This is a genomic window from Cellvibrio sp. QJXJ (assembly GCF_024452345.1).
Taxonomy (GTDB): domain Bacteria; phylum Pseudomonadota; class Gammaproteobacteria; order Pseudomonadales; family Cellvibrionaceae; genus Cellvibrio.
This window is the reverse complement of sequence record NZ_CP101662.1, coordinates 4,364,769-4,389,342: the sequence shown is the minus strand read 5'-3', so window position 1 is coordinate 4,389,342 and position 24,574 is coordinate 4,364,769. Positions and strand designations below refer to the sequence as shown.

At 48.8% G+C, this 24,574-nt stretch carries 22 protein-coding genes; 8 read left to right on the top strand and 14 right to left on the bottom strand.

Features of this window, described 5'->3' with window-relative positions; genetic code table 11:
- The first annotated feature begins 62 nt into the window (after window positions 1–62).
- Both NNX04_RS19000 and NNX04_RS18995 read left to right on the top strand, forming a co-directional pair.
- Window positions 63–611 (top strand): PEP-CTERM sorting domain-containing protein, encoded by a 549-nt coding sequence (locus tag NNX04_RS19000; RefSeq protein WP_261946818.1) that lies wholly within the window; start codon window positions 63–65, stop codon window positions 609–611.
- A 195-nt stretch (window positions 612–806) separates the two neighbouring features.
- Entirely contained in the window at window positions 807–1,316 is a 510-nt protein-coding gene (locus tag NNX04_RS18995) for a tRNA-uridine aminocarboxypropyltransferase (RefSeq protein ID WP_410004067.1), read from the top strand.
- Between the two features lie 16 nt (window positions 1,317–1,332).
- Here the strand turns inward: NNX04_RS18995 and NNX04_RS18990 are convergent, their stop codons facing one another.
- Genes NNX04_RS18990 through NNX04_RS18980 form a run of 3 tightly spaced genes read right to left on the bottom strand, consistent with a single transcriptional unit; the run spans window position 1,333 to window position 2,885 of the window.
- The gene (locus NNX04_RS18990) at window positions 1,333–1,791 is read right to left on the bottom strand and encodes a GNAT family N-acetyltransferase (RefSeq protein WP_007645905.1); all 459 of its coding nucleotides are present in this window, start codon (window positions 1,789–1,791) and stop codon (window positions 1,333–1,335) included.
- A gap of 37 nt (window positions 1,792–1,828) precedes the next feature.
- The gene (locus NNX04_RS18985; protein ID WP_040393630.1) at window positions 1,829–2,236 is read right to left on the bottom strand and encodes a GNAT family N-acetyltransferase; all 408 of its coding nucleotides are present in this window, start codon (window positions 2,234–2,236) and stop codon (window positions 1,829–1,831) included.
- Window positions 2,237–2,285: 49 nt separating this feature from the next.
- On the bottom strand, window positions 2,286–2,885 hold the full coding sequence (locus NNX04_RS18980) for a CPBP family intramembrane glutamic endopeptidase (protein WP_261946817.1): 600 nt from the start codon (window positions 2,883–2,885) through the stop codon (window positions 2,286–2,288).
- Window positions 2,886–3,072: 187 nt separating this feature from the next.
- Here NNX04_RS18980 and NNX04_RS18975 point away from each other — a divergent pair, with 187 nt between their 5' ends.
- Window positions 3,073–3,972: an aspartyl/asparaginyl beta-hydroxylase domain-containing protein gene (locus NNX04_RS18975; RefSeq protein WP_007645899.1), complete on the top strand. Its 900-nt coding sequence runs from the start codon at window positions 3,073–3,075 to the stop codon at window positions 3,970–3,972.
- Window positions 3,973–4,045: 73 nt separating this feature from the next.
- Here the strand turns inward: NNX04_RS18975 and NNX04_RS18970 are convergent, their stop codons facing one another.
- From NNX04_RS18970 to NNX04_RS18955, 4 genes are all read right to left on the bottom strand, one after another.
- Window positions 4,046–4,594 carry a pyridoxamine 5'-phosphate oxidase family protein gene (locus NNX04_RS18970; protein ID WP_261946816.1) on the bottom strand — a complete coding sequence of 183 codons (549 nt, stop codon included), beginning with the start codon at window positions 4,592–4,594 and terminating at the stop codon, window positions 4,046–4,048.
- Between the two features lie 15 nt (window positions 4,595–4,609).
- Complete coding sequence (locus NNX04_RS18965) at window positions 4,610–5,734, bottom strand: aspartyl protease family protein (RefSeq protein WP_261946815.1); 1,125 nt, start codon at window positions 5,732–5,734, stop codon at window positions 4,610–4,612.
- A gap of 26 nt (window positions 5,735–5,760) precedes the next feature.
- Window positions 5,761–6,243 carry a glutathione peroxidase gene (locus NNX04_RS18960; RefSeq protein WP_261946814.1) on the bottom strand — a complete coding sequence of 161 codons (483 nt, stop codon included), beginning with the start codon at window positions 6,241–6,243 and terminating at the stop codon, window positions 5,761–5,763.
- Between the two features lie 63 nt (window positions 6,244–6,306).
- Window positions 6,307–7,125 (bottom strand): 3-keto-disaccharide hydrolase, encoded by an 819-nt coding sequence (locus NNX04_RS18955; RefSeq protein ID WP_007645891.1) that lies wholly within the window; start codon window positions 7,123–7,125, stop codon window positions 6,307–6,309.
- A gap of 267 nt (window positions 7,126–7,392) precedes the next feature.
- Here NNX04_RS18955 and NNX04_RS18950 point away from each other — a divergent pair, with 267 nt between their 5' ends.
- The gene (locus tag NNX04_RS18950; RefSeq protein ID WP_151056439.1) at window positions 7,393–7,881 is read left to right on the top strand and encodes a DUF3833 domain-containing protein; all 489 of its coding nucleotides are present in this window, start codon (window positions 7,393–7,395) and stop codon (window positions 7,879–7,881) included.
- On the opposite strand, the gene NNX04_RS18945 is transcribed toward NNX04_RS18950, so the two are convergent.
- Window positions 7,868–9,025 (bottom strand): transglutaminase domain-containing protein, encoded by a 1,158-nt coding sequence (locus NNX04_RS18945; protein ID WP_261946813.1) that lies wholly within the window; start codon window positions 9,023–9,025, stop codon window positions 7,868–7,870. The two genes, NNX04_RS18950 and NNX04_RS18945, sit on opposite strands and share 14 nt — an antisense overlap.
- A gap of 481 nt (window positions 9,026–9,506) precedes the next feature.
- Here NNX04_RS18945 and NNX04_RS18940 point away from each other — a divergent pair, with 481 nt between their 5' ends.
- The 4 genes from NNX04_RS18940 (at window position 9,507) to NNX04_RS18925 (ending at window position 15,653) form a co-directional block, all read left to right on the top strand.
- A complete protein-coding gene (locus NNX04_RS18940) occupies window positions 9,507–10,883 on the top strand; it encodes a CmpA/NrtA family ABC transporter substrate-binding protein (protein WP_040393626.1) in 1,377 nt (458 codons plus the stop codon).
- A 142-nt stretch (window positions 10,884–11,025) separates the two neighbouring features.
- Entirely contained in the window at window positions 11,026–12,003 is a 978-nt protein-coding gene (locus tag NNX04_RS18935; RefSeq protein WP_007645876.1) for an ABC transporter permease, read from the top strand.
- A gap of 93 nt (window positions 12,004–12,096) precedes the next feature.
- Window positions 12,097–12,957: an ABC transporter ATP-binding protein gene (locus NNX04_RS18930; protein WP_007645874.1), complete on the top strand. Its 861-nt coding sequence runs from the start codon at window positions 12,097–12,099 to the stop codon at window positions 12,955–12,957.
- 131 nt (window positions 12,958–13,088) lie between these two features.
- On the top strand, window positions 13,089–15,653 hold the full coding sequence (locus NNX04_RS18925) for a two-component system response regulator (RefSeq protein ID WP_261946812.1): 2,565 nt from the start codon (window positions 13,089–13,091) through the stop codon (window positions 15,651–15,653).
- Here NNX04_RS18925 and NNX04_RS18920 read toward each other — a convergent pair.
- The 6 genes from NNX04_RS18920 to NNX04_RS18895 all read right to left on the bottom strand — a co-directional run bounded on the left by NNX04_RS18920 (window position 15,589) and on the right by NNX04_RS18895 (window position 24,513).
- The gene (locus NNX04_RS18920; RefSeq protein ID WP_261946811.1) at window positions 15,589–17,469 is read right to left on the bottom strand and encodes a YfiR/HmsC family protein; all 1,881 of its coding nucleotides are present in this window, start codon (window positions 17,467–17,469) and stop codon (window positions 15,589–15,591) included. The two genes, NNX04_RS18925 and NNX04_RS18920, sit on opposite strands and share 65 nt — an antisense overlap.
- 101 nt (window positions 17,470–17,570) lie before the next feature.
- Window positions 17,571–18,095, bottom strand: coding sequence for a nucleotidyltransferase domain-containing protein (locus tag NNX04_RS18915; protein ID WP_261946810.1), 525 nt, complete (start codon window positions 18,093–18,095; stop codon window positions 17,571–17,573).
- A 202-nt stretch (window positions 18,096–18,297) separates the two neighbouring features.
- Entirely contained in the window at window positions 18,298–19,863 is a 1,566-nt protein-coding gene (bdpA, locus tag NNX04_RS18910) for a BAR domain-like protein A BdpA (RefSeq protein ID WP_261946809.1), read from the bottom strand.
- A gap of 30 nt (window positions 19,864–19,893) precedes the next feature.
- Window positions 19,894–20,820 carry a hypothetical protein gene (locus NNX04_RS18905; RefSeq protein ID WP_261946808.1) on the bottom strand — a complete coding sequence of 309 codons (927 nt, stop codon included), beginning with the start codon at window positions 20,818–20,820 and terminating at the stop codon, window positions 19,894–19,896.
- Window positions 20,821–20,882: 62 nt separating this feature from the next.
- Window positions 20,883–21,530 carry a DUF3617 domain-containing protein gene (locus tag NNX04_RS18900; RefSeq protein ID WP_151056428.1) on the bottom strand — a complete coding sequence of 216 codons (648 nt, stop codon included), beginning with the start codon at window positions 21,528–21,530 and terminating at the stop codon, window positions 20,883–20,885.
- Between the two features lie 130 nt (window positions 21,531–21,660).
- Window positions 21,661–24,513 (bottom strand): glycoside hydrolase family 2 protein, encoded by a 2,853-nt coding sequence (locus tag NNX04_RS18895; RefSeq protein ID WP_261946807.1) that lies wholly within the window; start codon window positions 24,511–24,513, stop codon window positions 21,661–21,663.
- Window positions 24,514–24,574: the final 61 nt, after the last annotated feature.

The following is a 24,574-nucleotide window of genomic DNA, read 5'->3' as shown; positions in this document are numbered from 1 at the left end:
TGCACAGCTATTAGTTAGTAGCGTGGCAGTGGCATGGTTAACCTGAAAACAAATGGATATTTATGATGAAAAAAATAATTTCTACTTTTGCAATCACCGCCAGCCTGTTGCTCAGCACTCAGGCAAAGGCTGTAATCATCGACGCCTCCACCGCGATTCCGGATGCCAATATTTTATTGAACTTTAACGGTCTGGATTGGGTTTACGCTGGCCCTATTGGAACTGGTGAGTGGGGCGAGGGCAATATTGAAGCGCCCGAATATCGCGCCAGTGAAGGTTGGCGTTATGCAACAGCAATGGAATGGGCCATGCGCCCTGACTGGACTGACTTTATTATTGGCGATGCAAGCATCAATCCTGATTCCGGTTTTGGTGATCATTCGCTGTATCGCTTTGCTTCGGAATATTGGAGCAACTTTAATCACATTGATTTAAGCGATGCATCCATGGGGTTAATTACTAACGGTCTTGATATCGGTTCACTGGAAGAGGCTTGGGATACCTGGTACGTGCGCGATAGCCGCACCAGCAGCGTGCCTGAATCCTCATCCATTGCACTCTTAGGTCTGGGTTTATTCGGTTTGCTTATCGCACGCAGAAAGAAAAACTGACAATCCATATTTAAACGGCCAGTTCTTAAACAGTCAGGCCTTAAACAAAAAAGGGTTAAAACAACAACGTCGCGCTGTTGTGCGGCGTTATTGCTTTTAGCTTAACAATAATTAACTACTGTAATTAACTGCTGTAATTGCCGGTGAACTTCATTTACATTAACCGACCACTGCCCAACAAGTGACCTGACGTTAATGCCCACACCACTCCACATTATTTTATTAACCCATGAACGCGAAGTTCAGCGCAAAACCAATACGGGAATCATTGCGTTAAATCTCGCGAGTGAATATGTCGAGCGTGTCATATGGGAGCGCACCAAGCCCAATCAAAACTTGTTAAATTGGCTGGCTACCGAAAAAGCGCTGCTGCTTTACCCTGCGGATAACGCTGCACCCACTGCTGAAAATTCACCCATTACCGAAGCCACACACAGCACTATCGATAAGACTGAAACCATTATTATCATCGACAGCACCTGGCAGGAAGCGCAAAAAATATTTAACAAAAGCCCTTACCTGCAACGCGCGCCCAAGGCAGTATTGACTGCGCAAAATCCATCAACCTTTACCCTGCGCCGCAATCAACCCGAAGGTGGCCTATGCACGATTGAGTGCATTATTGAACTCTGCAAAATGAGAAACCTGAATAGCCTCGCGGAACAATTAACGGCGGCGTTTGCGCAACACAATCAAAGGCCATAACAAAAAAAACCTGCAATTAGCTGGTTATAATATTTTTGTTATAGGCAATAAACACAGTGTCATTTTTCCAGCCCAGTGATTCGTAAAGCGCCTGCGCCGATGTATTGGTTCTTGCGGTTGTTAAATCCATACGCGCAACGCCAGCAAACTCTGCCTGCTGTTCCGCCGCCAGCAACAATGCCCTACCAGCGCCAGTGCGACGTTTAGCCGGGTGAACAAACAAATCGTAAAGAACATAAATGGGGGCGGCGATTACTGAGCAAAAGCTGGGGTAGAGCTGACAAAAGCCAACAGGCTCCCCGTATTCTTCCGCCAATAAAATAACTGATTCCTGATTATATATACGCTGCTTGATAAAACTCATGGCCAATTCAAGGCTGGGAGCTTGTTGATAAAACTGACGATATAAATCAAACAAAACGGCCACCGAATTAATATCATCAATACCTGCGGTTTTTATTGCGAGTAGGCTCATAAAAGATTCCTTTTAGTAAAAAATAAATCCAACAATATCAGCGCATTGTCAGGCGCATTAACTGCATGCCACCCACATCGGTGACAAAACCAAATTGCTGGTAGTAACTTTGTAATTCAGGCAGGCAATACAGTTCAATGTGTTTTACTCGCTTGACCTTGGCGTGAGCTTTTACATACTCCACCAACTGCGAACCAATTTTATGGCCGCGATAACCTTCGCCCACAATCACATCAAACATCAAAGCTTTAAAAATACCGTCGGTTAACACCCGGGTAAAACCAATTAAATTATTCTGTTCGTCAATTACGCCAAGAGTAATGGAAGATCCGGCGAGTACGGCGTTAACTTCTTCCAGAGTACGGGTATTTGACCACCACTGTTGCAAATATAGCTGATGCAATTGCGGCAGATGATGGGGCGCCAGGGTTTCAATAATTTTCATATCGGGTTTCAAGAGTGTTAATAAAAGACGGTGATAATTCCAATAAGAATCAGGACAAAAAATAATTATTGGTAACGCGCGGCGGCAACCCCAGGAGTTGAGGATATTTAATCATCACCCCCAAGGCGATCAAGTCGTAAACGGCATGCCATACAATCACGAGCATTGCACTTTGGGTGAGATGATAAACAATACCAAACAGCAAACCCATGACGGTTGCCGCAATAAAATAAGACCAGGACAAAAAATGCAACAACCCAAATACTAATGCCGGTGCAAAAATAGCCAGATAAATAGCAACATGATTCGCCAACCAGGACTGCAATGCAATGCGAAACAGCAACTCCTCACCCACGCCAGCAAGCAGTGCAACACAGGCAATTTTAGCCCAGGAGTAGTCGGCAAAATGCACGGTTATTTTCTGCACATCTGCCAATAAGGTTGCCGCAAATCGCCCGCCATGGCGATACATGAAGTAGATAATGCCATAGGTCAGCAGCGCCGCCAGAACACCCAAGAGCAAATCCATACCCGCTGAAAAGCCCCACCACTGCCAATCGATAGCGGCAAACTGGAGTGCTCCCAGCCCCAGAAGCAGGATCGTGACCTGACTGGTCAAGACTGCCGAAAAACCCAATTTCTTTTCCATTTAATCCTCTGCGATTCATCTTTGCCCGGGCGGGAAGGGGGCGCTGCCACAGGGCTGGCAGCGAAATGACGTTTTATACCAGCTAAGGCTGCAAGCCGCACAAACTTCTTACATTTGTCCGTTGAAATAGCCATACCCCATCAGTATTCTGGCGGCCTGTTTAGCAGCCCCCCCGGAGATCCAACAAATGGGACTTTTGGTACTGGCCATTTTTATTATTTCGGCCATTTATATCCAGAATCGCGGTACTGTCCAGCATGAACGCTGGCAGCGCAAATTGAGTGACCACGCCAACTTTTTAGCACCTATTAATTGCCTGTTTTATATTTTTGCCAAGGATAAAAAGACCGCCTACCTTAACCCTGCCGATTTCCCCGAACTGAAAATTTTACAGGACAACTGGGAAACCATTCGCGACGAGGCATTAAGCTTGAATGCCGAGGCGAAAATTAGAGCCTCAGATAAGTTGGATGACTTGGGTTTTAACTCCTTTTTCAAAACTGGCTGGAAGCGTTTTTACCTGAAATGGTATGGCGCCAACCTTAAATCTGCCGAACAGCTTTGCCCGCAAACGGTAGCGCTGATCAACCAGGTTCCCAATATCAAGGGCGCTATGTTTACTATGTTGCCGCCGGGTGCGCGCTTGGTAAAACATCGCGACCCCTACGCTGGTTCGCTGCGCTACCACCTGGGTTTATCCACCCCCAATTCCGAAGACTGTTTTATTAGTGTGGATGGCCAACCCTATTTTTGGCGCGATGGCGAAGCAGTAATGTTTGATGAAACCTATATTCATTACGCACACAATAAAACCGATCAAAATCGAATCATTTTATTTGTGGATGTTAAACGCCCGGTCAATTTCTTTCTGGTCGATTGGTTTAATGAACTCTTTTCGCGCATTGTGGTGGCTGGCTCGGCAACCAAGAATATGGATGGCGACAAGGTAGGTTTTTTAAACCGCGCCTTTGGCACGCTATATAAAATTCGCTTGCTCGGCAAAAAGCTCAAGGCATTCAACACTACACTTTATTATTTAGTGCAATATAGTTTGTATCTCGCACTTATTTACTGGATTTTTTTCTAACAAAAAATCTCATTAAAAAAGGCAGCCCTCATGGCTGCCTTTTTATTTATCTGTTTTTTACGTTTTTACTTTTTTACAGCACTTTATCAATGCCCGTCGGCACACCGTCCAGGCTGAGTTTATTTTTTTCTTGCCAATAGTCACGTATACCTTGCTCGCCCTTGTTAACAGCCCATTGATTCAATTGCTCGCGCTCATCTACATAATCAAAAAATGGTATCGACATCCCACAAGAGGTTTGTACTAACTCCACCTGCATATCAAAAATCTGACGCGCGCCGGTATTTGCGGGGAAATGCGCATAGAGCGCTGCCCACTCAGCGTCACCATTGTGAATGGCACGCGCGGTTCCGTATAAACGCAATATCATCGGCGCACCTTCAAAAGCCGCAAACATAATCGTCATGCGCGGGTGGGTTTGCAAATGCGCTGCCGTTTCATTGCCACTGCCGGTGACATTGAGCCAAATCACCCGGTTAGCATCCAGCACTCTCAATGAATCCAAACCCTTGGGGGAAATATTTACCCGGCTGGTATCCGTTGCTGTACCCACAAAAAATATTTTCTGTTGTGCAATAAATTCCTGCAAGGCTTCTGAAATAGCCTCAAAACGTTTACCCATAAAATCAACTCCTTATCAACGCTTACGTAAATACAGTTCGGCTTTTTCCTGATCGATGACAAACTCAAAGCGCCCGAGAATATCGACGCCGAGGAGGCCATCAAATTGATTGGCATTGTCCATCGGCAAGCGGGCGAGCAGGTGCTGGGTAAATTCCAGCGAGGCGATATTGAGGCTATTCACCACAAATAAATAACTGTCCACCGTGCCGCTGGCAGTATTGAGTTTGATGGGTTTGGTATTGCGCACCAAACTATAGTGGCGCTCTACAAAAGTCGCGGTAAGCCCACTGATGGAAGCGCCGGTATCCAATAACAAACGCGCAGAAATACCATCGATGGTGACCGGGACTAAAAATTGTTTACCAAAACGCTGCAGCGCAATGGTGACTTCTTCTCCGCGCGCCGCGTTATTCAAACCATCGCCACTAATAAGAATTAACAACGCATCGGCGCGCGCGCGGGTATCTACCTGATTCGCCGCCATCAGTGCATGGTACTGCGCCAACTCTTTTTCTTTATCATCCAGATGCATACTCGCCAAACGCAAATGCAACTCACCATTGTCCGGGGTTAAGCGAATCAAGTCATTTAGCTGTTGCATTAACCAGGCTTGACGCTCGCCAAATAGCACCGGGTTAGATGCCAAGCGCACCAAATAATTAGCGAGGTACTGCAAACCCGCCTCGATTTTTTGCGCGTCAATTTCTGCACTGAAGTAACGAAACCAGATCGCGACAGCTTGTTCATGTTGCCCCTGCTCTTCATAAACCCGCGCCAGTAAACGCATGGCTTCCGCCAATTGCGGATCAGTTTGCAGTAGCTGCTCGAGTAAGGGCACCGCTTGCCCATAGTTGCCGGTGGCGATCCATCGCGTTGCCTGCTCGAGGGGGGTTAATGCGGCAAGACTGGAAAACGGTTGTTGGGTGATGGCAGAACTGGCGGCCAGCGATTTATCAAGCGACTCATTCAATGATGGTGATGAATGCGCGGCATTGGTAGTGGAGCTACTGGTCGCCGGGTTCTCGGTTAAGGCTGGGGCAAGATCGGAGGGCGCAACTTTTGTGTGGCGATATTCACTCGCATAAAAGCCCGCTGCGAAAGCGATGACCGTCAGTGCCAGCGAGGGAGCAAAACGCATAAGTTAACACCGGGCCTTCATTAAAATCAGGGATTCAATTGCGCGCGAATGGAGTCCGCAAGCGCTTCCGGTTTGGTGATAGGGGCAAAACGTTTAATCGCCTTACCATCGCGGCCAATTAAAAATTTGGTGAAGTTCCATTTGATCGCATTGCCCAACATACCTGGCGCTGCATCGGTGAGCCATTGAAACAGTGGATGGGCTTCGCTGCCATTTACATCCACCTTGGCAAACATTGGAAAGGTAACACCGTAATTGAGTTGACAGGTCTGGGCTATCTCAGCGGCATCGCCCGGCTCCTGCCCGCCAAACTGATTGCAGGGGAAACCGAGAATCACCAGACCCTGATCTTTATAGGTTTGGTACAGCTTTTCCAAACCGGCGTACTGGGGGGTAAAGCCGCACTGGCTGGCGGTATTCACCACCAGCACGACTTTACCTTGGTAGTCAGCCATGGGCACAGGCTGACCAGTGAGGGATTCGGCGGAGAAAGAATAGAAGGGGCTCATAAGTAATCCTCGTGAGGTAATGAGCCCAGACTGCACGCGCGCCGCTATTTAATCAAGCGCGACTTAATACTCCGCCGCCGGTTTATCCAGTGCTTTTATCTGGATATTGCGATAAAAAGTCTCGGCCCCTTCGGATTGGATTTGCAACTTGCCGCGCGCCAGCGGGACGTATTTACCATCCACCTTGTGACGGGAATTAAAGCCGCGAAATACTTCATGACCATTCACTTTATGGATTAGTGTTTCACCATCGGCAATCACTTCCATGGTGTCCCACTCACCGCTGGGTTTTTCGTGGAGACCAAGCTTCAATACACGCGCGGCGATATCTTTGCGCAGCGGTGCTTTGGGGTCATAGGCGTAGAATTTCCAATCGCCAATGTTGGTGTCGGTGGCGTGCACGTCAATAATCACCCCGTCCAGGCTGTGATAATCGCCGCTATCGCCCTCTTGCACCTGAAACTCGTGGCTGCGCAACCAGTGGCTGCTCTGGGCGCCTTCCGGCCCTACGGCAAAATACAGCAGGCCGCTATCGCGCGGGGCATCCAAGCGTGGCGACCATTTCTTCTCGCCCCACTTCACATCAAACTTCAAATGAAAAGCGCCAAACTCTTCCAGCGAGGTCAAACCACCCCACTCTTCACCCGATACCCGCAACAGGCCATCCACCACGCTAAACACTTTTTTGGGGTCGTTGTTAATACCGCGCGGGGTGTGTTTGGAAACCAGGTTATAGGCATTGGTTTCAGGCTGAAAACTCACATAAGGCTGCCAGCCGGTGAGATCCTTACCGTTAAACAGTGAGCGCCATTCGGCCGCTTGCACACTGCTCGTCACCAGCGCAGTCGCCAGACCTGCCCATGCCAAAAGGGATAATTTCATTGTGATTCCTCGTTGTCGCCGTTTGTTGTTATAGCCCTGCAGGGAATAGCAGAGCAGCGGCAGACTAGTACCTGAGTTGCCCCGAGTCCATATAGGCAAATGGACAATTACAGTCTTTTACCCTGTTACTCGCACCGGTGATCCCCCCTGCACACGGCGGCGTATGTAATGGCAAGACCGCTTGTACGGCGGACACAACTCATTCACGAAAGGCTCAACTCCATGCGCGCCCCTTGGAAATTGCTGTTTTTATCAGGCCTGATACTTATGCTCTCCTCATGTTCTACCTCCAGTGTCGACGACTACACCCAAAACACTCCGCAGCTTGATCCGCGCGTTTTTTTTAATGGCTCGCTGAGCGCTCACGGTGTACTCAAGGATCGCAGCGGCAAGGTCACGCGCTATTTCAATGCAACAATCAATGCCTACTGGAAAAACGGCGTGGGTACACTGGAGGAGCGGTTTGTATTTGATGACGGCGAAGTGCAGTTTCGCAACTGGACACTCACGCCCAATGGCGACGGTTACAACGCCACCGCAGGCGATGTGATTGGCACCGGCAAAGCCAAGGTGAGCGGCAATGCGATGCAACTGGATTATGTACTGGAAATTGCCTACAAGGGTTCGCCACTACAACTGCGGGTAGAGGATTGGATGTGGCAAGTGGACAACAAGGTACTGCTCAACGAATCCACCCTGCGCAAATGGGGTTTCAAAGTGGGCAGCATCCAGCTAGTGATTGTCAGAAACGAATAGTATTGAGCTGATACACCTTATCGCGCATGTGCTCCGCATTTTCACTATCGCCCAAGGCATCATAAATAGTGACCGCCAAACGATAAAAACGAATTTCGTCTTTCTCTTTTTTTATGGCGTTTTTAATTAACTGTAATGCCTTGGCATAGTCTTGTTGCTCGCTCGCCTCCAGCGCACGGCGATAAATATAATAGGGGTTGGCATTGCGATGTTTACGCACCCGCTCTTGATAATACTGGTGCTGTGCCAGATTGCCCGTGTCCTTATACAAGCCGGCAAGGTTGTGCATGATGGTGTAATCGCGCGGGTTTACCTTTAACCCGTGCAAATAAATCGCCTCAGCTTCCGCCATAAAACCCTGGCGGCGATAAAAACTGCCAAAGTTACTCCAGATATAACTCGGCTCCTCGCTCATCAATAAGGCTTTGCGCAAATACAGAAATCCCGCGCGGATATCGCCCTCTGCCGCCAACTCCATGCCGCGGTTGGAATAAAACTGCGCTGCCACCAGATCCTTGCCAATCACTTTTTGTTTGTAGTGCGCACGAAAGCGACGCATCTCCAAATCCACCACAATGTCGCTCACATCCGCCGTGTTCACTGCCCTGATCCAGGTGCGCGGCGTACTGGGCATAAACACCTTGGCATTCACATGCCGCATAAATAGATAGGTATCCCCCTCGCGCATATCCCAGGTGGGCGGCAATATCACTTCATTAACCTCTGCTTTCAGCCCTAGATGGCGCGCCATGGCCACATAAAGCAACGTATAACTTAAACAGTTGGCCTGGCGCTTTTCAAAAGCATCGATGCCGGTATTGGTGGTGTAAGCCGAATAAGTAATGCCGCGCCCGCCCAATTGCACCGATGTCATTAGTGCACGATGCAATGCCTCGGCTTTTTTATCGGCCGCACTAATACCCGCGACGGTGCTGGTAGCAAAGTTTTCCATCTCCGGCGTCAATTCAAATAGCTCGTGGTCAGGTAAATCTGCAGCCGTATAAGGGCGCCCGAGAATCAACTCTCCCGAGAGCGCCTTGGCAATTGGGCCCTGCTCGGCCAAAAACGGAACTTTTTGCACCACCGAGGAACAGCCCCAGAGGCCAACGCAGAGATAAACCAGCAAAAACCGCCACAACTTCATCGTTATTTATCCTTATCATGGGTTCTATCTGTACTCCAGTATAGACGCTGCCCAGCGCGAGCGCTGACACCTAACCATCGCTAGCCCATTGACTTAAAACACTTTTTAAAATGACTTCGCCCTCCCCGCTCACCCGATTCGGGTTTGCTATTTCCCCTGCTGCGCCGCACTAGTGCGATTTTGCGCCAATAAAGTGCGGCACACCAACAACCAAGCACCAGCCAACAACCATCAAATCGTGCATTCACGGCACCAAAAAAAAGCAGTGCATTTTTTTGTGTTCCGCGCGCGTGCAAAAGCGAAAAAAACACGAATCAAAATCCAATTTAATGCGCCATAAAAATGCATTACTGGAATTGGCACAGTGTTTGAATAGAGCTAATTACCAAACGTTTTTTTGATTAGCAGTACTTGCACAGCAACAACCAGATTTTCCCAATAATTTTTTTAGTTTTTTAGACCAATAGTCAGGAGCAAAAAAATGCATGCAGTCTCACGTTTTCTAAAACCGTTGAAAAAAACGGCTGCTGTTCTTGCAGCAACTATTTCGCTTATCAGCGCGGCACAAGCAGCAACTGGCCCAGCGGAAAAAACCGATTTGAAATTTGGATTTATTAAACTCACCGACATGGCTGACCTCGCGGTTGCCTATGAAAATGGTTATTTTGACGATGAAGGTTTAACCGTTGAGTTGGAAGCGCAAGCGAATTGGAAAGTAGTACTCGACCGGGTAATTTCCGGTGAGCTGGATGGCTCTCATATGCTGCTGGCACAACCTGTTGCCGCCAATATCGGTTACGGCACGCAAGCGGATTTGGTGTTTCCATTCACCATGACGCAGAACACCTACGCCATTACAGTTTCCAATGAAATTTGGAAAAAAATGAAAAAAAATGTACCCGTGGGTGCCGATGGAAAACCAGTTCATCCTATTAGCGCCAGCACCCTAAAACCTGTTGTGGATGAAATGAAAGACGCAGGTAAATCCATCCAAATGGGCGTGGTATTTCCAGTGTCCACTCACAACATGGGCTTGCGCTACTGGCTTGCCGCCGGCGGAATTAACCCCGGTTTATATGCACCGCACAAAGGCGACACCACCGGACAAATTGATGCCGATATTTTGTTGTCAGTAACCCCGCCGCCGCAAATGCCGGCCACGATGGAAGCGGGCACAATTCAAGGTTATTCCGTGGGTGAACCCTGGAATCAACAAGCCGTATTTCGCGGTATTGGTGTGCCGGTAATGGCCGTGCACAACAAAATTGGCGATAAAGTATTTGGTATGAAAAAAGAATTCCTGGAAAAAAATCCTAACACCAGTATTCGCGTAGTGAAGGCAATGATTCGCGCCGCCAAATGGCTCGATGAAAACAACAACGCCAATCGCTCTGCTGGTGCAAAAATGATTTCCGCTGCTCACTATGTAGGTGCCGATTATAAAGTTATCGCCAACTCCATGACCGGGGTGTTTGAGTACGAGCGCAAAGACGTGCGCCCAACACCGGACTTCAACGTATTTTTCCGCTACAACGCCTCTTATCCACATGTATCAGATGCAGTGTGGTACCTGACTCAAATGCGTCGCTGGGGTCAAATTCCTGAAGCCAAACCCGACAGCTGGTATATGGAAATGGCAAAAAAATCTGTTGCTCCGGAAATTTATCAACAAGCCGCAGCTGACTTGATTGAAGAAGGAAAAATGGCGGCTAGCGATTTCCCTGATTTCAAAACCTTTACCGGTATTCGCACCCCCGATGAAACTGTATGGATTGACGGCGTGCAATTTGATGCAACAAAACCCAACGACTACCTGACCAAGTTTCCTATTGGTTTGAAAGGTGATGAAAAAATTTAATTGCCTGTGCGGGTCACTGACCCGCCGCATTTAATACCGACAGGATTCAATAATTCACTGCAACACCAACGATTTAATTTTTTGGCAACCGCTGTAGTGCACCCGCTGATACTGATTCAGCGGGCTGCCCGAGGAAACGATCATGAGCAATAAATTAGCCACCCTGAAACTTGAACAATTTAAAGCGATTAAATGGCGCGAGGTATTGATTGGCATTTTAATGCCCTTGGTCGGAGTACTTTTTTTTATGATGTTGTGGCACGGTGTAGCGCCCAATATAAAAACCTCGCTGGGTGATTTCCCCCAACCCAAACAAGTCTACGAGCAATGGGGCAACCTGGTGGATGAATATCAGGCAGAACAGGAACGCGCAGCTGTATTTTACGAGCGTCAGGAAAAGCGCAATGCCGAACTTTTGGCCAAAGACCCTAACGCCACTCTTGATGTGCGCGAATTTAATGGCCGCCCAACTTTTTTTGACAAAATCTACACCAGTTTATTTACCGTACTCTCCGGGTTTCTGGTGGCCTCACTCATCGCCATCCCGGTGGGAATCCTGATTGGCTTGAGCCAACCGCTATACAGCGCAATCAATCCATTGATCCAATTATTCAAACCCGTATCACCCCTCGCCTGGCTGCCACTGGTCACCATTGTGGTCAGCGCGGTGTACGTTTCCGATTCACCAATGTTTTCCAAGTCCTACATTATTTCGCTGTTAACGGTGAGCCTCTGTTCACTCTGGCCCACCATGATTAATACCGCTGTTGGCGTTGCCGGTGTCAGTAAAGATTTGGTGAACGTCAGCCGCGTACTGCGTTTGGGTTGGTTTACTCACGTAGCAAAAATTGTATTGCCTTCCGCCATTCCGATGATGTTCACCGGCCTGCGCATCTCTCTCGGAATCGCCTGGATGGTATTAATCGCTGCCGAAATGCTGTCGCAAAATCCGGGGCTGGGCAAATTTGTGTGGGATGAATTCCAAAACGGTTCATCTGATTCACTCAGCCGTATCTGCCTCGCCATTTTGGTGATCGGGATTATCGGTTTCTTGCTCGACCGCACCATTTTGATGATTCAAACCTATGTGAATTGGGACAAAAGTGCCGTAGTCCGCTAATTCGCCTTGTGTTGATTAGTACGGCATACGAATTGCTTTATTCACATTGATAAACACTTTTATTGTTAGCAAAAGATTACTGAGGAAGTCACCATGAGCCAGGTTCACTTGGAATTAACCAAAGTCGGCATAGAATTTCCAACGCCCAAGGGTCCATTTTGTGCACTGCAAAATGTGGATTTAAAAATCAAAAAAGGCGAATTTGTCTCGTTGATTGGTCACTCAGGCTGCGGTAAATCGACGGTATTAAATATTGTTGCCGGGCTTTACCAGGCCACTACTGGCGGCGTGGTATTAAATGGTCGCGAAGTGAACGAGCCAGGCCCGGAGCGCGCGGTTGTATTCCAAAACCATTCACTACTGCCCTGGTTAACAGCCTATGAAAATGTGGAGCTGGGCGTTAAGCGTGTATTTAAAGGTAAAAAAACCAAAGCAGAAATGCGCGCATGGATTGAACACAACCTCGAATTAGTGCACATGAGCCACGCACTGCACAAACGCCCCGACGAACTTTCCGGTGGTATGAAACAGCGTGTGGGGATTGCGCGCGCGTTGGCGATGGAGCCACAAGTATTATTGATGGATGAACCCTTTGGTGCGCTGGATGCACTTACCCGCGCCCACCTGCAGGACTCGTTAATGGAAATTCAAAACGAGCTAGGCAATACCGTAATTATGATTACCCACGATGTGGACGAAGCGGTGCTGCTCTCTGATCGGATTGTGATGATGACCAACGGCCCTGCCGCCACTGTGGGCGAAATTCTGGATGTGCATTTACCGCGCCCGCGCAATCGCTTGGAATTGGCGGACAACGTGGAATACAACGGTTATCGCTCGGCGGTATTGCGCTTCCTTTACGAGAAGCAACGCAAAGTGGAACCGATCAGTGCAAAGCGTGCGGAGAAGCTCGCCGATAAAGAAGCTGCCGTCCCCACCAAAAGCGTTGCCTGAGCCTCAATTAACACGTCAACCAAATCTTCAGCTAAACCCGGCATTTAACGCGCTGCCAACAGCGCGTTAAAAAGTAAAAACCAGGGACGGTTTATGCTAGGCTGCGCGCACGGTAACGCGGAGACCTTAGCGTGTTTAATGATAATAAGTTAAGACAAGATACCCACGCCTTCATCAGTATTCTGGTAGTTAATAGCGACAATAGCGCACTGGATGCGATTCTTACCTGTCTGGAAGATGCAAATTATCAGACAATCCATGCGGTAGACTCCGCACAAAAAGCCTTGCGTCTGTTGCGTCACCAACACATTGATCTATTAATCGTCGATGTCGAAACACCGGATTTGGATGGCTGGCGCTTATCGCGTTTAGTGCGCAGCGGCATTTTACACTGCCGCGCCGACCTGCCCATTATCATCACCGCCAACACCTGGTGCGAACGTATTGCCGAAGTCACCGCGCGCGAATACGGCATCAATGAACTTATTCCTCTGGATCACCTGCACCGTTTAGCGCCTGCGATTGCACAGCTCAGCGACGCTATGCCGCAGAACACACGCAAACCACGCCTGTTGGTCATTGAAGATGAGCCCGATACCGCCGACCTGATTAAACGGGTGCTGGCCACCAATTTTGAAATTGAAATAGCCGATCAAGGGGATACCGGCCTCAACGCCTGGCGCGAGCGCCACCACGATCTGGTGCTGTTGGATGTGATGCTGCCCAAATTGTCCGGGCGCGATATTTTGATCGATATTCAAGCTACTGATCCCAATCAGCCAGTAGTGATTATGACTGCGCACACCACTATCGATCAGGCAGAAGAATTAATGCTGCTCGGCGCGGTAGATTTTTTACCCAAACCTTTTCGCGCCGATCATTTGCGCCGCGTGTGCGACATCGCAATTCACCGCGAGGATTTTCTCGTCAGCAACGCACAATTTGCGGCGCGGGTAAAATCACTGGAAGCGCGCGAGCTGGCGTTTCGTCAGCTCTATGAAAGCCATCACCAATTACTCAATGATTTGCAATCGGTGGTGATGGAACTGGATTTGGATTTTCGCATTCACTATTTAAATCACGCGTGGGAAACCCTGCTGGGTTTTGCGGTGGGCGATTGTATTGGGAAAAAACTGGATCACTTTATCGCCCCGGAAGACATCAGCCAATTTGCACTGTTCAAAAGCAAAATTCGCAAAGCCTTGCAACAGAAAAAAACCTTCCCGGAAATTGAACTTTGTTTTAGCACCAGTCGCCACCAGCGACTGTGGGCGCAATTGAAAATCAGCCGCTCGACAAAAGTTGCAGACCAAACCACGCTCACAGTCTGTCTGGACAATGTGACCGAGCGACGCGAATCGCAAGCGCAATTAAAATATCTGGCAATGCACGACTCGCTCACTGGTTTATACAATCGCCACTTTTTTGAAACGACCCTCGCACAACTCACCGCCGATTCCGTGCGCACCAATACCCAACACGCGCTGGTGTACATGGACCTGGATCATTTCAAAGTTATTAACGATACCTTTGGTCATCAAAAAGGCGATGAAATACTGCGCGATATGTCGCGCCTGCTCAGCCAACAAGTGCGCAGCACCGATATTTTATGCCGCTTGGGTGGCGATGAATTTGCAATTTTAATGCGCGATACCAGCAGCAGTGAAGCGCGGGAATTTGCACTGAGCGTGCAGGCCATTGTGGCCGCATTTGGTTTCCCGTTGCAGGAACAACAAATTAATCTCGGCAGCAGTATTGGTATGAGCCTGATTGACGGCAGCACCAATAACCCGGAAGAACATTTAATGCGCGCCGATATTGCACTCTATGTCGCCAAGGGGCGCGGGCGCAATTTGATTCACTTGTACAACCCACAAGACAGCGAAAGCGATGAGTTGCGTCACTCCATCAACATGTCGCAAAAAGTGCGCAAGGCGATTGTGGAAGACCGCATGATGCTCTACTTCCAACCCATTTTTGATGTGAAAGCGAAAAAAGTTTCTTACTACGAAGCACTGGTGCGCCTGCACGATCTGGATGGAAAAGTTATTGGCCCCTGCAGTTTTATTCCCGCACTGGAAGCGTCGGGCGAAATGCATTTGCTGGATCGCTGGATTATTAAATTAGCCATTCGTCACCTGCGCGATTACCCCGCACTGAATCATATTGCGATCAACCTCTCCGCACAGGCATTTAAAGACGAACAGCTGATGGCCACCATTCTCGCCAGCCTGGACGAAACCGGTGTAGACCCGAGCCGCATCACCTTTGAATTAACCGAGAGTGCAAGCTTGTTTAACCTGCATATTACCCAGCGCGTGATTGCCGAATTGCACAAATTGGGTTGCAGTTTTTCGGTGGATGATTTTGGTTCCGGCTTTAGCAGCTTTGCTTACCTGAAAGATTTGCCGGCAGATTACATTAAGTTGGATGGCTCATTTATCCAAAATCTGGATTGCGATGAAATTGATCAAACGCTGGTAAAATCAATGATTCAGGTAATTCAAACTTTGGGCAAAAAAGCGGTTGCAGAATACGTTGAAAGCCAGGCCATTTTAAATATTCTACAAGAAATGGGCGTGGACTTTGTGCAAGGCTACCACTTGGGTGCTCCCAAACCCGCACAGGAAATTATGCTGGAACCGCAACCTTACCCACTGCGGTTGTTTGAATCGGCAGGGGCAGCTCCACAATAAAACGCGCGCCCTTGCCCAATTCACTTTCCACCCGAATAGTGCCGCCCATTAATTCACACAACTGGCGACTAATAGACAAGCCCAAACCACTGCCCTGATATTTGCGTGTCGCGCTGGAGTCGGCTTGTTTAAAGGGATCAAAAATACTGTTTTGCTGTTCAAGTGGAATACCAATACCAGTGTCCGCCACACTGATAAATATTTCCTCCGGGCGATGAAATGCCTGCACTTCCACCTCGCCATGGGGCGCAAATTTAACGGCGTTACTCAGTAAATTAATCAGTATATGCAGCAGCTTTTCAGGGTCGGCAATGGGCAGCGTCTCGCCGTCCTCCACATCCACGCGCAGGCGAATGGCATTTTTTTCCAACAATGGCACCACCGCACTTAACGCCTCATCCACTAAGCGCGAAAGTTTTACGTGGGTTAAATCCAACTCCATACCACCGGCTTCAATTTTGGCCATGTCCAACACACCATTAATTAATTTCAGCAAGCGCTCGCCGTTATTAATCACGCGCTGTAAATCCTGCACATGGGCTTCATCTTCAACCAGTTTTAATTCTTCAATTACTAGCTCGGTATAACCGATGATCGACTGCAATGGCGTGCGCAATTCGTGGCTCATCAGCGAAAGAAACTCGCCTTTGGCTTGACTCGCGTCCTCTGCTTTTCGCTTGGCAATTGCCAACCGCTCCTGCGCCAATTGCAAATCCTCACTGCGCGCCGCGAGGCGCCGGTTATCGCGCTGTTTAATAATGTAGGCAATAAAGACGGTGATAATTAACAGCGCGCCCAATACCACCGAGCCCCACAAGTAACGCAGTGCTACTTGCTGCGAATCCACCATCTCATCCAGGCCCACTATGGCATTTTTTTGTTCAAGAATAGTGCTTTCCAGTGAGCGGGTATTTTTATTCAAATCCGCAAGGCGTTTTTCACGCGCATCAATTTCACGGAGGATTTTTTGTAAATAGGCTTGCTGCTCATCCAACTCTGCCGTGCGCGACTGCACTTCCTGCATTAATTTTTCGCGCTCGCGCAGGCTGGCGTCTATTTGCGTTTGCTGCAATTGCAATTGGTGCTTTTGCTGGGCAATCAATGCATCGCTGGCATCAATATTCTCGGCCAAATCCGCCATTTGTTGCTGCAGGTTGTGGTTAATCGCCTGTTGGTTATCAATAGAGGCGGTCAATTCTTTTAGTGTCTTTTCACGATTGCGCAATTGCTTTTGCAAGGCAACCAGCGACGCCTGCCCTTCGCGATACAGACGCGCCACATCAATCTCTGTGCCGCCACTTAAAATCAATTCAGATTGTACTCCCAACCCTTGGTTGAGAATATTGGATTTGTTTACTTCAAACTTTAGGCTACGCCCTGTGCTGATTAAATTGATCATCACCAATTGCTGGTTGCTGTAATCGCGCGTCACCAACAACACCGGCTTACCATCCAATGCATCGTACACATCGGTCATGGTTTTTTTATCGGTGCTTTCCATATAAACCATTTGAAATGCTGCCAACTCCGCGGGTGTTTTCACCTGCCGGTAATTCACCGCCAACCCATGAACCTTCACTCGCTCACGCAAGCCCTGCAGCGCACTCAAGAGCGCAGGGTCAGCATCGCCATAAAGCGCAATTTCAAAAGAGCGCAGAGTTTTAACCTGCGGCCATTCAATATTTTTGGCAAAGTTATAAAGGTAAGAAGCGACAATTTTCTGCTCTTCCAACGGCTGCGCCCACAGGCGCGGTGCGAGCAACACAAGGCAGCTAACACAGATAACAAGCCGGAAAAGCCCAAGGAATAAACGCATAAGTTACTTCTATTTATTATGAATAGGTTTTTAAACGGCTGAATGCTGCAATGCAGAACAGATTTAGCTGCATTGATTTTCCATACAAAGTAAACACTTCACTACTTTGAGTCAAAAGTCGCTCTTAAACGCTGAACATGCTCAACACCCAATACCGAACACACTAACGCATAGGAGTGAATATGTTTTGCTGGCCACTGCGCCTGAGGAAGCTCGTCAGCGAAATAAAAATAATCCCACAAAATTGCTTCCCAGCTGTTGCACCTAATTAGCATTCCCTCGATCTGCCCCTCAAACGCCATAGGGCAGGAGCCTTGTGGCGTATCTTCAACTTCGTAGGTGTTGCCCACCCAATGAGCTGGCTCACAGTCCAGAAGAATACCGCGAAGCTGCGCAAGAAAGCCATAATCAGTCTCCTCGGTGACTCTTCCTCCCATGCTCTCAAGCAACCCTACAAATTCATCCTTCCGCTCTGCCGGAAACGTAATGTCAATATCATCATGCGGGCGAGTCACCCGCCCCAGACGGGCATCAATAGCCCAACCACCGCCAATCCATATCGGCATATCCAACTGTTCTGTCGCTGCGACTAATTCACTAATTAATTTAAGATGGAATTTATTCATAAAAATTTCTGTCGCCAATAAAGTTACAGAAGAAAAATATGCCTGTGACTGTATATCAGGGTAGAGCTTCGCAATCTGCCGCTTTATACGACATTTCCTCCACAAGATAAACCACTGTTTCTACCAGCTTCAACCCTGTGAATTTTAGAAACAAAAACGCCCCGGCTTGCGGGGCGTTTTGGTGGAACATGGCTGCATGTAATTACATATAAGCTTTGGCGAACGCGGCTTTGGATTCCTGTATGTAGGCACGGACTTTTACCGCGTGGGATTCCCACACAGCGCGGTCTTTGTCGTTGGTGAAGGGGTTTTGATCCTTGGCGACGGAGCGGTCGAATTTGTCGTAGAAGGTGATTACCGAGGAGGCGATTTGGTTAAAGCGCTCTTTGAATACTTGTGTGCCCTCCATGGTGCTGGTGGCTTTCATCATAAATTGCACAAACTCGGTGTTGGAGCTGGAATAATTTTGGTAGCTTTCCGCTTGCACCATAAAATAGTTGTCGATCTCTTGCAGCGCGGCAGCGCGCACTGGTTCGTCTTTGCTCATTACGCGTTTGTAATTGTCCTGCCCGCGCCCCATGCCACCGGCAATAAGCGATTCTTTTAAATGTTTGTCCAGGTCTTTGCGGAATTTATCCACCTCGCGCTGGATGTCCAGCAGGTCTTTGTCCAGCGCGGTGACGGTATTAAGTTCTTTTTCAATTTCGCCCAAAAACACTTCGGTTTTATTGAAGGTTTCCAAACCATTTTTTTCCGCAAACTTACGGGATTTACGATCAATGCCCGCATTCTCATAGGATGAGCGATCAAACGCGGTGGCGACAATCGTTTTAAAAGGCTCAGCAAAGGCGGCGTAGGTACCGTTGGTCATAATATTCAGCGTGGCAGTGGCGATATCGCCCAGTGGGCGCAGCATAGAATCCATGCGCGCTTTTTGAATGGGTGATGCAACAGTGCGCACATCGTTCACTACACCTTTAAAGGTTTGATAGCCGAGTGGATTGGCCATTTTGCCGCGCTCGGAAGTAGCAAGCACCAAGGTGACGCTGGAGTATATGCCATTGGCATATTCCAAATATTGACGCTGTACATCCACTTGCGCGGCATAATTTTTGCCGAGCGTGCGCAGTGCATCTGCTTGCACTTGATAGTTTTTGTCGTCGCGCAATTTACCTAAGACTTCGGCGATAACTTTTTCCTGATTTTTTTGCAGCGCGGTATCCAGCAGAATTTTTTCCACGCTTAAATCGTCGATCCACAACTGGCCGTTGGTGACTTCAATATCCAACCGCAGGAATTTTTTGCCCGGATCATCAATAGAAACACGCTTGGCATAATATTCGTTGGTGTCATGATTACCGCGAATGCTGCCAACGTTTACCCAACCGCTATCGCTATTTTGAGTAGTAGCTACCAGTACATTAATTTTGTATTGCGTCGCAGGCGATGAGGTTTTAAGCCACAACTCCAGCGTGCCCTGCTCGCTCAAGCTGACACGGCTGCGTACAGAGGCTTCCCCCTGATCAATCAACAGCGCCGCTGTGCCGGTGCGCGCATCGGTTTCCACTAAATTTGCACCGTACATGAGCGCCCATTTTTTACTGTCATTGCCCGCTTCAAAACCGTTTTTAAAAATAACCGTTTTTTGCTGTGCAGAAACACTGGTCGCGAGCAGCGCGGCGACCATCACGGCGGTGCATTGGGTAAAAGCCAACGCAGTCCACTTTGTAAAACCCAGTGCGCATTTTTTTGCAGCTGTAGTTTGCATGGTAGTTATAAAACTCCCTCAGAAAAACAATTAGTGTTCAAGTAAACCGGGAACCCGGCTCTGTAAAAAATTATCCACATAGGTTTTGCGCTCACCCAGGGTGCGAGGGTAAGCAACACGAATATCGGGCAGGCCAGTCACTGCGGGCCAAAAACTATTGGCACCCCAACCACTGCTAAATAAAGGGTTGGCGATGGGTGCATCCACCAAGCGCTGCGCGTTACTCAACTGCCAACCACGCGCAATTAATTCATCGAACAATGCCACTACAAAATACGCCGCCAGATCATTTTCCTGTAATACGAGGGTTTGCGGTGGCGAATAACCCAGCAGGTTAAATGCCAGTGCATCCTGCTCGACCAACGTCTGTGCTAACAACTCCACATAGGCACTTTCCAGCGCCGCCATGTTGACCGGGCGATTGAGCTTAATGCGCGCTTGATACAGCTGGTTCAAATAAGCATCCACACCGCGCCATGGGTTATAGGTAGTAAACGCCGGGCGATAACCGCGCATTTTGACAAACCCAATTAAACTGCGCTGGATTGCGCTATCACCTTGCTCGTGTAAATACGAAAAATGCAAATGCTGCCGGTAACCGGAATAAGGCGACAGCAGGCGATTGGCTTTGAGGATACCGACTTCATAGGCATACAGGTCACTCTTGCTGACCAAACTATGGTTGTAACCGGCATTAACCAATAAATGGCCGCGATCACTGTAAAGCTGCAGACGCGCTTTATCCTTGTTGTCGAGCGCGCGCGGTTTTATTAAAAACATCGCCTGCGGCACCTCCGCCATCGCCAGGTTGCGCATTAACATTTGTGAACGCGCCATAGCATCCAGCGATGTAGAAGGTTGCAAACTATTTTCAAACACCACCACCAGCTCGCGAGCGTGGGCCGCAAGGCTGGTCATTAGCAATAACAAACTGACAAGGATGCAGCGTTTAATCACAATTACTACTCGCGCGGCTTTTGGTTAAGGATGGGGACATGTACAACTGTTGCAGTTAAAGATTATTGCGGTTGGATATCGCCACAATCGCTCCCCAGCCAAGTGCCGTCTATCGCAACGGTTACCTTATGCGGCTGGCCATTCACGGTTTGGGTCATCATGCCGGTACCGCTGTAACGTTTGGGTGAACTAAATACTATGTCGCCCTCACTGCGCGACGGATTTTCGCCGGTGCAAACCTGAACGGATTTGAAACGGTTACTGCTAACCTGAGTCAGTGTAGAGGTGCAATCCTCACTGTCATCCATGCCCATATCACCGCTGTCGATTTGCGCCTGGGTAACGCAATTTTTTACGGTGGCGCCATCGGCAGAAACACTAACCTGATTATTCTCAAAGGACATACCTTCTTCGCTCATTTTCATGCCCGATTGCTCCATCAACGCTTCCATTTGTTTGCGCTGTTCGGGCGGCATAGCGGCAAATTGTTTTTTCATTTCGGCCATGGCGGTTTCCATTTGCGCCGACTGCATTTGCTGCATTTGGGCCGCACCATCGCCGGTATATTGCATTTTGTTTTCCCACAGGCCGGGTGCCATATCCACCTTGACCGACTCGGCGACCGCTGGCAGTGCCAATGTCATCACTGCGCCCAGCAAAAAGGCGCGTTTCATTGAAGGTTTCATTGTTTTATTCATCACAGGTTTCATGGTTCAGTCTCCTTGGAGTGGTGAGTTCAACCTCAATAAGCCTTATAGGTCGCCGGTGCTGAATATAACATTAACTTTGCTGAATAGATGAGCGGCCAGCCAACCCTTTGCAGGTCGCTGGCCGTCGCGCTTAGGGTTGACCGATATAAAAATACACCTCTGTTTGATACCACTGGCCCAGGCGCGGCACCTGGTTTAACTCGCCCTCCGCGCCGTGGTTTGCAGGCTGGTGGAACTTGGTGCCGATAGGCGCAAAACCATGCAACAGCGAGATATTACCCTCGGGGAACGTCACTTTGGTTGTCATGGGATTCTCGCCTTCGCCGCTCGCCTGGCGCGGGGTTAACAGGCGCAGGTTGATGTTGGGGTCATTGATCACCATCACCAAAGGCAACTCCGTGGTCGCCAGCTCCGCCCAATAGACATGATCATGGAAGCCTTTGAATTCCGGATAATTCCACTCCAGCCCGGTAACCGTATCGTTATAGGCTTTCTCCCACACACCATATTCAACACCCTTGGTACGATTTTTCCACACGCGATACGGCCCCTTACCCAACCAGCGCATGGATTTCACCTGGGTTTCCGGGTAGTCAAAAGTTACCCCCAGATAATCCGCCTTGGTGCCGCCTTTCATTTGATAGGCATAGGTTAGTTTGAGCCAGCCATTGGCTTGCAAACGCCACTCTATTTTGCGCAACTCACCGTTAAAATCTGCGCTGACGACGGCATCGCCCTGATCGACATAACCGCGAATGCCGGTGAGTGTGCCCGTGCCATTGAGCAAGCGCGGGCCATTGTTAAACGACAATTTGTTAGTGCCGCGCACAAGGCGATGAAGCAAACCGCTGGCGCTATCGATCTGCACTTGTAAATCGCCATTCACCAGATTGAACTTACCTTGCTCTTGTGCAATTTCATTCGATTTATTTGCGACAACATCGGCAGCAACCCTTGCAGGGATTATTGAATCAATCACCGTTTGCGGCGATGCAATCATCCACGACCAGCGATAAATTTCTGCGCCGGTTTTATCGTAGGCCGTCAAATAAAATGCATCCGCCGCTTGCCAGTTTTCCGGCAAATCCGCAGTGATAAAACCGCGTTCGCCCGGCGCAATGGCAGAGGCTTTTATTTCGCCTTCAGCCACGCTAGTCAGCGCGTTTTTATTTTGCGCTTGGTTTTGCAGGGTGCCAATTGTGCGTGGCAGCGGAAATTCCACTAACTGCCAGCGAAAGGTCAGCGCATCCAGCCCGGTAAATTCATAGCGATTTTCCACCATTAACTTACCGTTAAAGCTGGCGGGTAAAATTTCCTGTTCCGCGAGCGGGAAATAAACTGGCGACCAAATTTCTTTGATGGCAAAAAAACTGCCTTCTTTTTGGCGATAAGGGCCGACAATACCATCGGGTGCACTATTGCCTGCCACGTCGATTTTTCCGGCGCGATCGGCGCGTACTATGCCTTCATCGGCAAAGGCCCAAATAAATCCGCCAGCACTGAGTGGATTGGCAAGCATTTTATTCCACCAGTCATTTAACCCCGCGCCTGCACCGCCATCGTAAAGGCCATGCAAAAATTCCGTGGGCATAAAAACATCCTCACCGTCAAACAATCGGCCCGCACAACAATTCAGCGGTTCGTAATGGGCGGTATTAATGCCACCAAATAAACCCCACGGGTGAATCAACGGTCGCGCCTGGGTATCCCACTGGGCAAAGTCATCATCCAACTCGGTATTCCAACCGCCCTCGTTACCATTGGCCCAGATAATTACTGAGGGATGATTGTGATCGCGCAGAATTAATTCTTTTACCAAGGGCGTGCCCGCTTCAGTGCTATAAGCCTCTTGCCAACCGGTGAGTTCGTTAATCACATAGAGGCCCAACTCATCAGCCACGTCTAAAAAATGCTGATCCGGTGGATAGTGCGCCACACGCACCGCGTTCATATTCATTTCTTTCAGTAAACGAGCATCGGCATAACTCAGCGTTTTGCTGGTAGTTCGCCCGGAGTCGGGCCAGAACGAATGGCGATTAGCGCCTTTCAACCGCACTTTTACTTCGTTCACATACAGACCATCGCCTTTGCGCAATTCAACACTGCGAAAACCAATCACTTGTTCAACTTGATGAATGACTTTTTTGCCAGCGCGCAATTGCACCTGCAACTGGTAGCGCTGCGGATTTTCCGCAGACCAGGGGATGATCTTTTTGATTCTATTCTCTACGCTAAGCTGTTTCGCACCCGGCGCTATTTTTGCGGAGAACTGGCCCACTTTTTTTCTTTTTTCACCGTCAATTGCACTAACCTGCGCAACAATATTATTGGCAGTGTCGGCGTTGTTTAGCCAAAGCTGTAATTGGATGTCGCCAGTGTGGCGCGCATCTACTGCCAGGCGTTGAATATGCTCGCGGGGTTTTGCCTCCAGCCATACGGGACGATAAATACCGCTAAACAACCAAAAATCGGCTTTGCGTTCAGCGCGATTCACCGACTCATCCGCTGAGAAACGGTTAACTTTTACCTCCAACAAATTTTCCTCGCCCGGCTTTAGCAAAGGGCTTACGTCATAGCTGAATTGATAAAACCCACCGCGATGCACCGGCCCGGCAAGCTGGCCGTTAATTTTTACTTCCGCATCGGTCATCACACCGCCAAACACAATATTAATGTGCTGATCGCGCCAGTTTTCAGGCACTGAAAATCGCGTGCGATAAAGCCCTTCGGTATCGGGCGCTGGATTATCACCCCAATCAATAAAATAACGATAACTACCAAAACCTTGCATTTCCCAGTTGGAGGGAACGGGAATACGGCTCCAACTGCCACTGTTGCGGCCGCCATTGACTTTAAAGTCCCATGGCAAGGTGTTGTCTTTATCGGTACCACTTAAATACTGGATTTGGGTTTGCTGGGCAAAGGGCGGAACAGCCCACAATAATCCCAGTAAAATCAAACAGCGAATTAATACATTATTCATAACCAAAACCACTCCACGCCTACCTATAATTTTTTATATAGTCCACCAAAAAAACAGGCGC

What these genes read in the sequence shown, in the direction of transcription:
- NNX04_RS19000 (WP_261946818.1), top strand. Translation starts at nt 63, where the DNA reads ATGATGAAAAAAATAATTTCTACTTTTGCAATCACCGCCAGCCTGTTG.
- NNX04_RS18995 (WP_410004067.1), top strand. Translation starts at nt 807, where the DNA reads ATGCCCACACCACTCCACATTATTTTATTAACCCATGAACGCGAAGTT.
- NNX04_RS18990 (WP_007645905.1), bottom strand. Translation starts at nt 1,791, where the DNA reads ATGAGCCTACTCGCAATAAAAACCGCAGGTATTGATGATATTAATTCG.
- NNX04_RS18985 (WP_040393630.1), bottom strand. Translation starts at nt 2,236, where the DNA reads ATGAAAATTATTGAAACCCTGGCGCCCCATCATCTGCCGCAATTGCAT.
- NNX04_RS18980 (WP_261946817.1), bottom strand. Translation starts at nt 2,885, where the DNA reads ATGGAAAAGAAATTGGGTTTTTCGGCAGTCTTGACCAGTCAGGTCACG.
- NNX04_RS18975 (WP_007645899.1), top strand. Translation starts at nt 3,073, where the DNA reads ATGGGACTTTTGGTACTGGCCATTTTTATTATTTCGGCCATTTATATC.
- NNX04_RS18970 (WP_261946816.1), bottom strand. Translation starts at nt 4,594, where the DNA reads ATGGGTAAACGTTTTGAGGCTATTTCAGAAGCCTTGCAGGAATTTATT.
- NNX04_RS18965 (WP_261946815.1), bottom strand. Translation starts at nt 5,734, where the DNA reads ATGCGTTTTGCTCCCTCGCTGGCACTGACGGTCATCGCTTTCGCAGCG.
- NNX04_RS18960 (WP_261946814.1), bottom strand. Translation starts at nt 6,243, where the DNA reads ATGAGCCCCTTCTATTCTTTCTCCGCCGAATCCCTCACTGGTCAGCCT.
- NNX04_RS18955 (WP_007645891.1), bottom strand. Translation starts at nt 7,125, where the DNA reads ATGAAATTATCCCTTTTGGCATGGGCAGGTCTGGCGACTGCGCTGGTG.
- NNX04_RS18950 (WP_151056439.1), top strand. Translation starts at nt 7,393, where the DNA reads ATGCTCTCCTCATGTTCTACCTCCAGTGTCGACGACTACACCCAAAAC.
- NNX04_RS18945 (WP_261946813.1), bottom strand. Translation starts at nt 9,025, where the DNA reads ATGAAGTTGTGGCGGTTTTTGCTGGTTTATCTCTGCGTTGGCCTCTGG.
- NNX04_RS18940 (WP_040393626.1), top strand. Translation starts at nt 9,507, where the DNA reads ATGCATGCAGTCTCACGTTTTCTAAAACCGTTGAAAAAAACGGCTGCT.
- NNX04_RS18935 (WP_007645876.1), top strand. Translation starts at nt 11,026, where the DNA reads ATGAGCAATAAATTAGCCACCCTGAAACTTGAACAATTTAAAGCGATT.
- NNX04_RS18930 (WP_007645874.1), top strand. Translation starts at nt 12,097, where the DNA reads ATGAGCCAGGTTCACTTGGAATTAACCAAAGTCGGCATAGAATTTCCA.
- NNX04_RS18920 (WP_261946811.1), bottom strand. Translation starts at nt 17,469, where the DNA reads ATGCGTTTATTCCTTGGGCTTTTCCGGCTTGTTATCTGTGTTAGCTGC.
- NNX04_RS18915 (WP_261946810.1), bottom strand. Translation starts at nt 18,095, where the DNA reads ATGAATAAATTCCATCTTAAATTAATTAGTGAATTAGTCGCAGCGACA.
- bdpA (WP_261946809.1), bottom strand. Translation starts at nt 19,863, where the DNA reads ATGCAAACTACAGCTGCAAAAAAATGCGCACTGGGTTTTACAAAGTGG.
- NNX04_RS18900 (WP_151056428.1), bottom strand. Translation starts at nt 21,530, where the DNA reads ATGAAACCTGTGATGAATAAAACAATGAAACCTTCAATGAAACGCGCC.
- NNX04_RS18895 (WP_261946807.1), bottom strand. Translation starts at nt 24,513, where the DNA reads ATGAATAATGTATTAATTCGCTGTTTGATTTTACTGGGATTATTGTGG.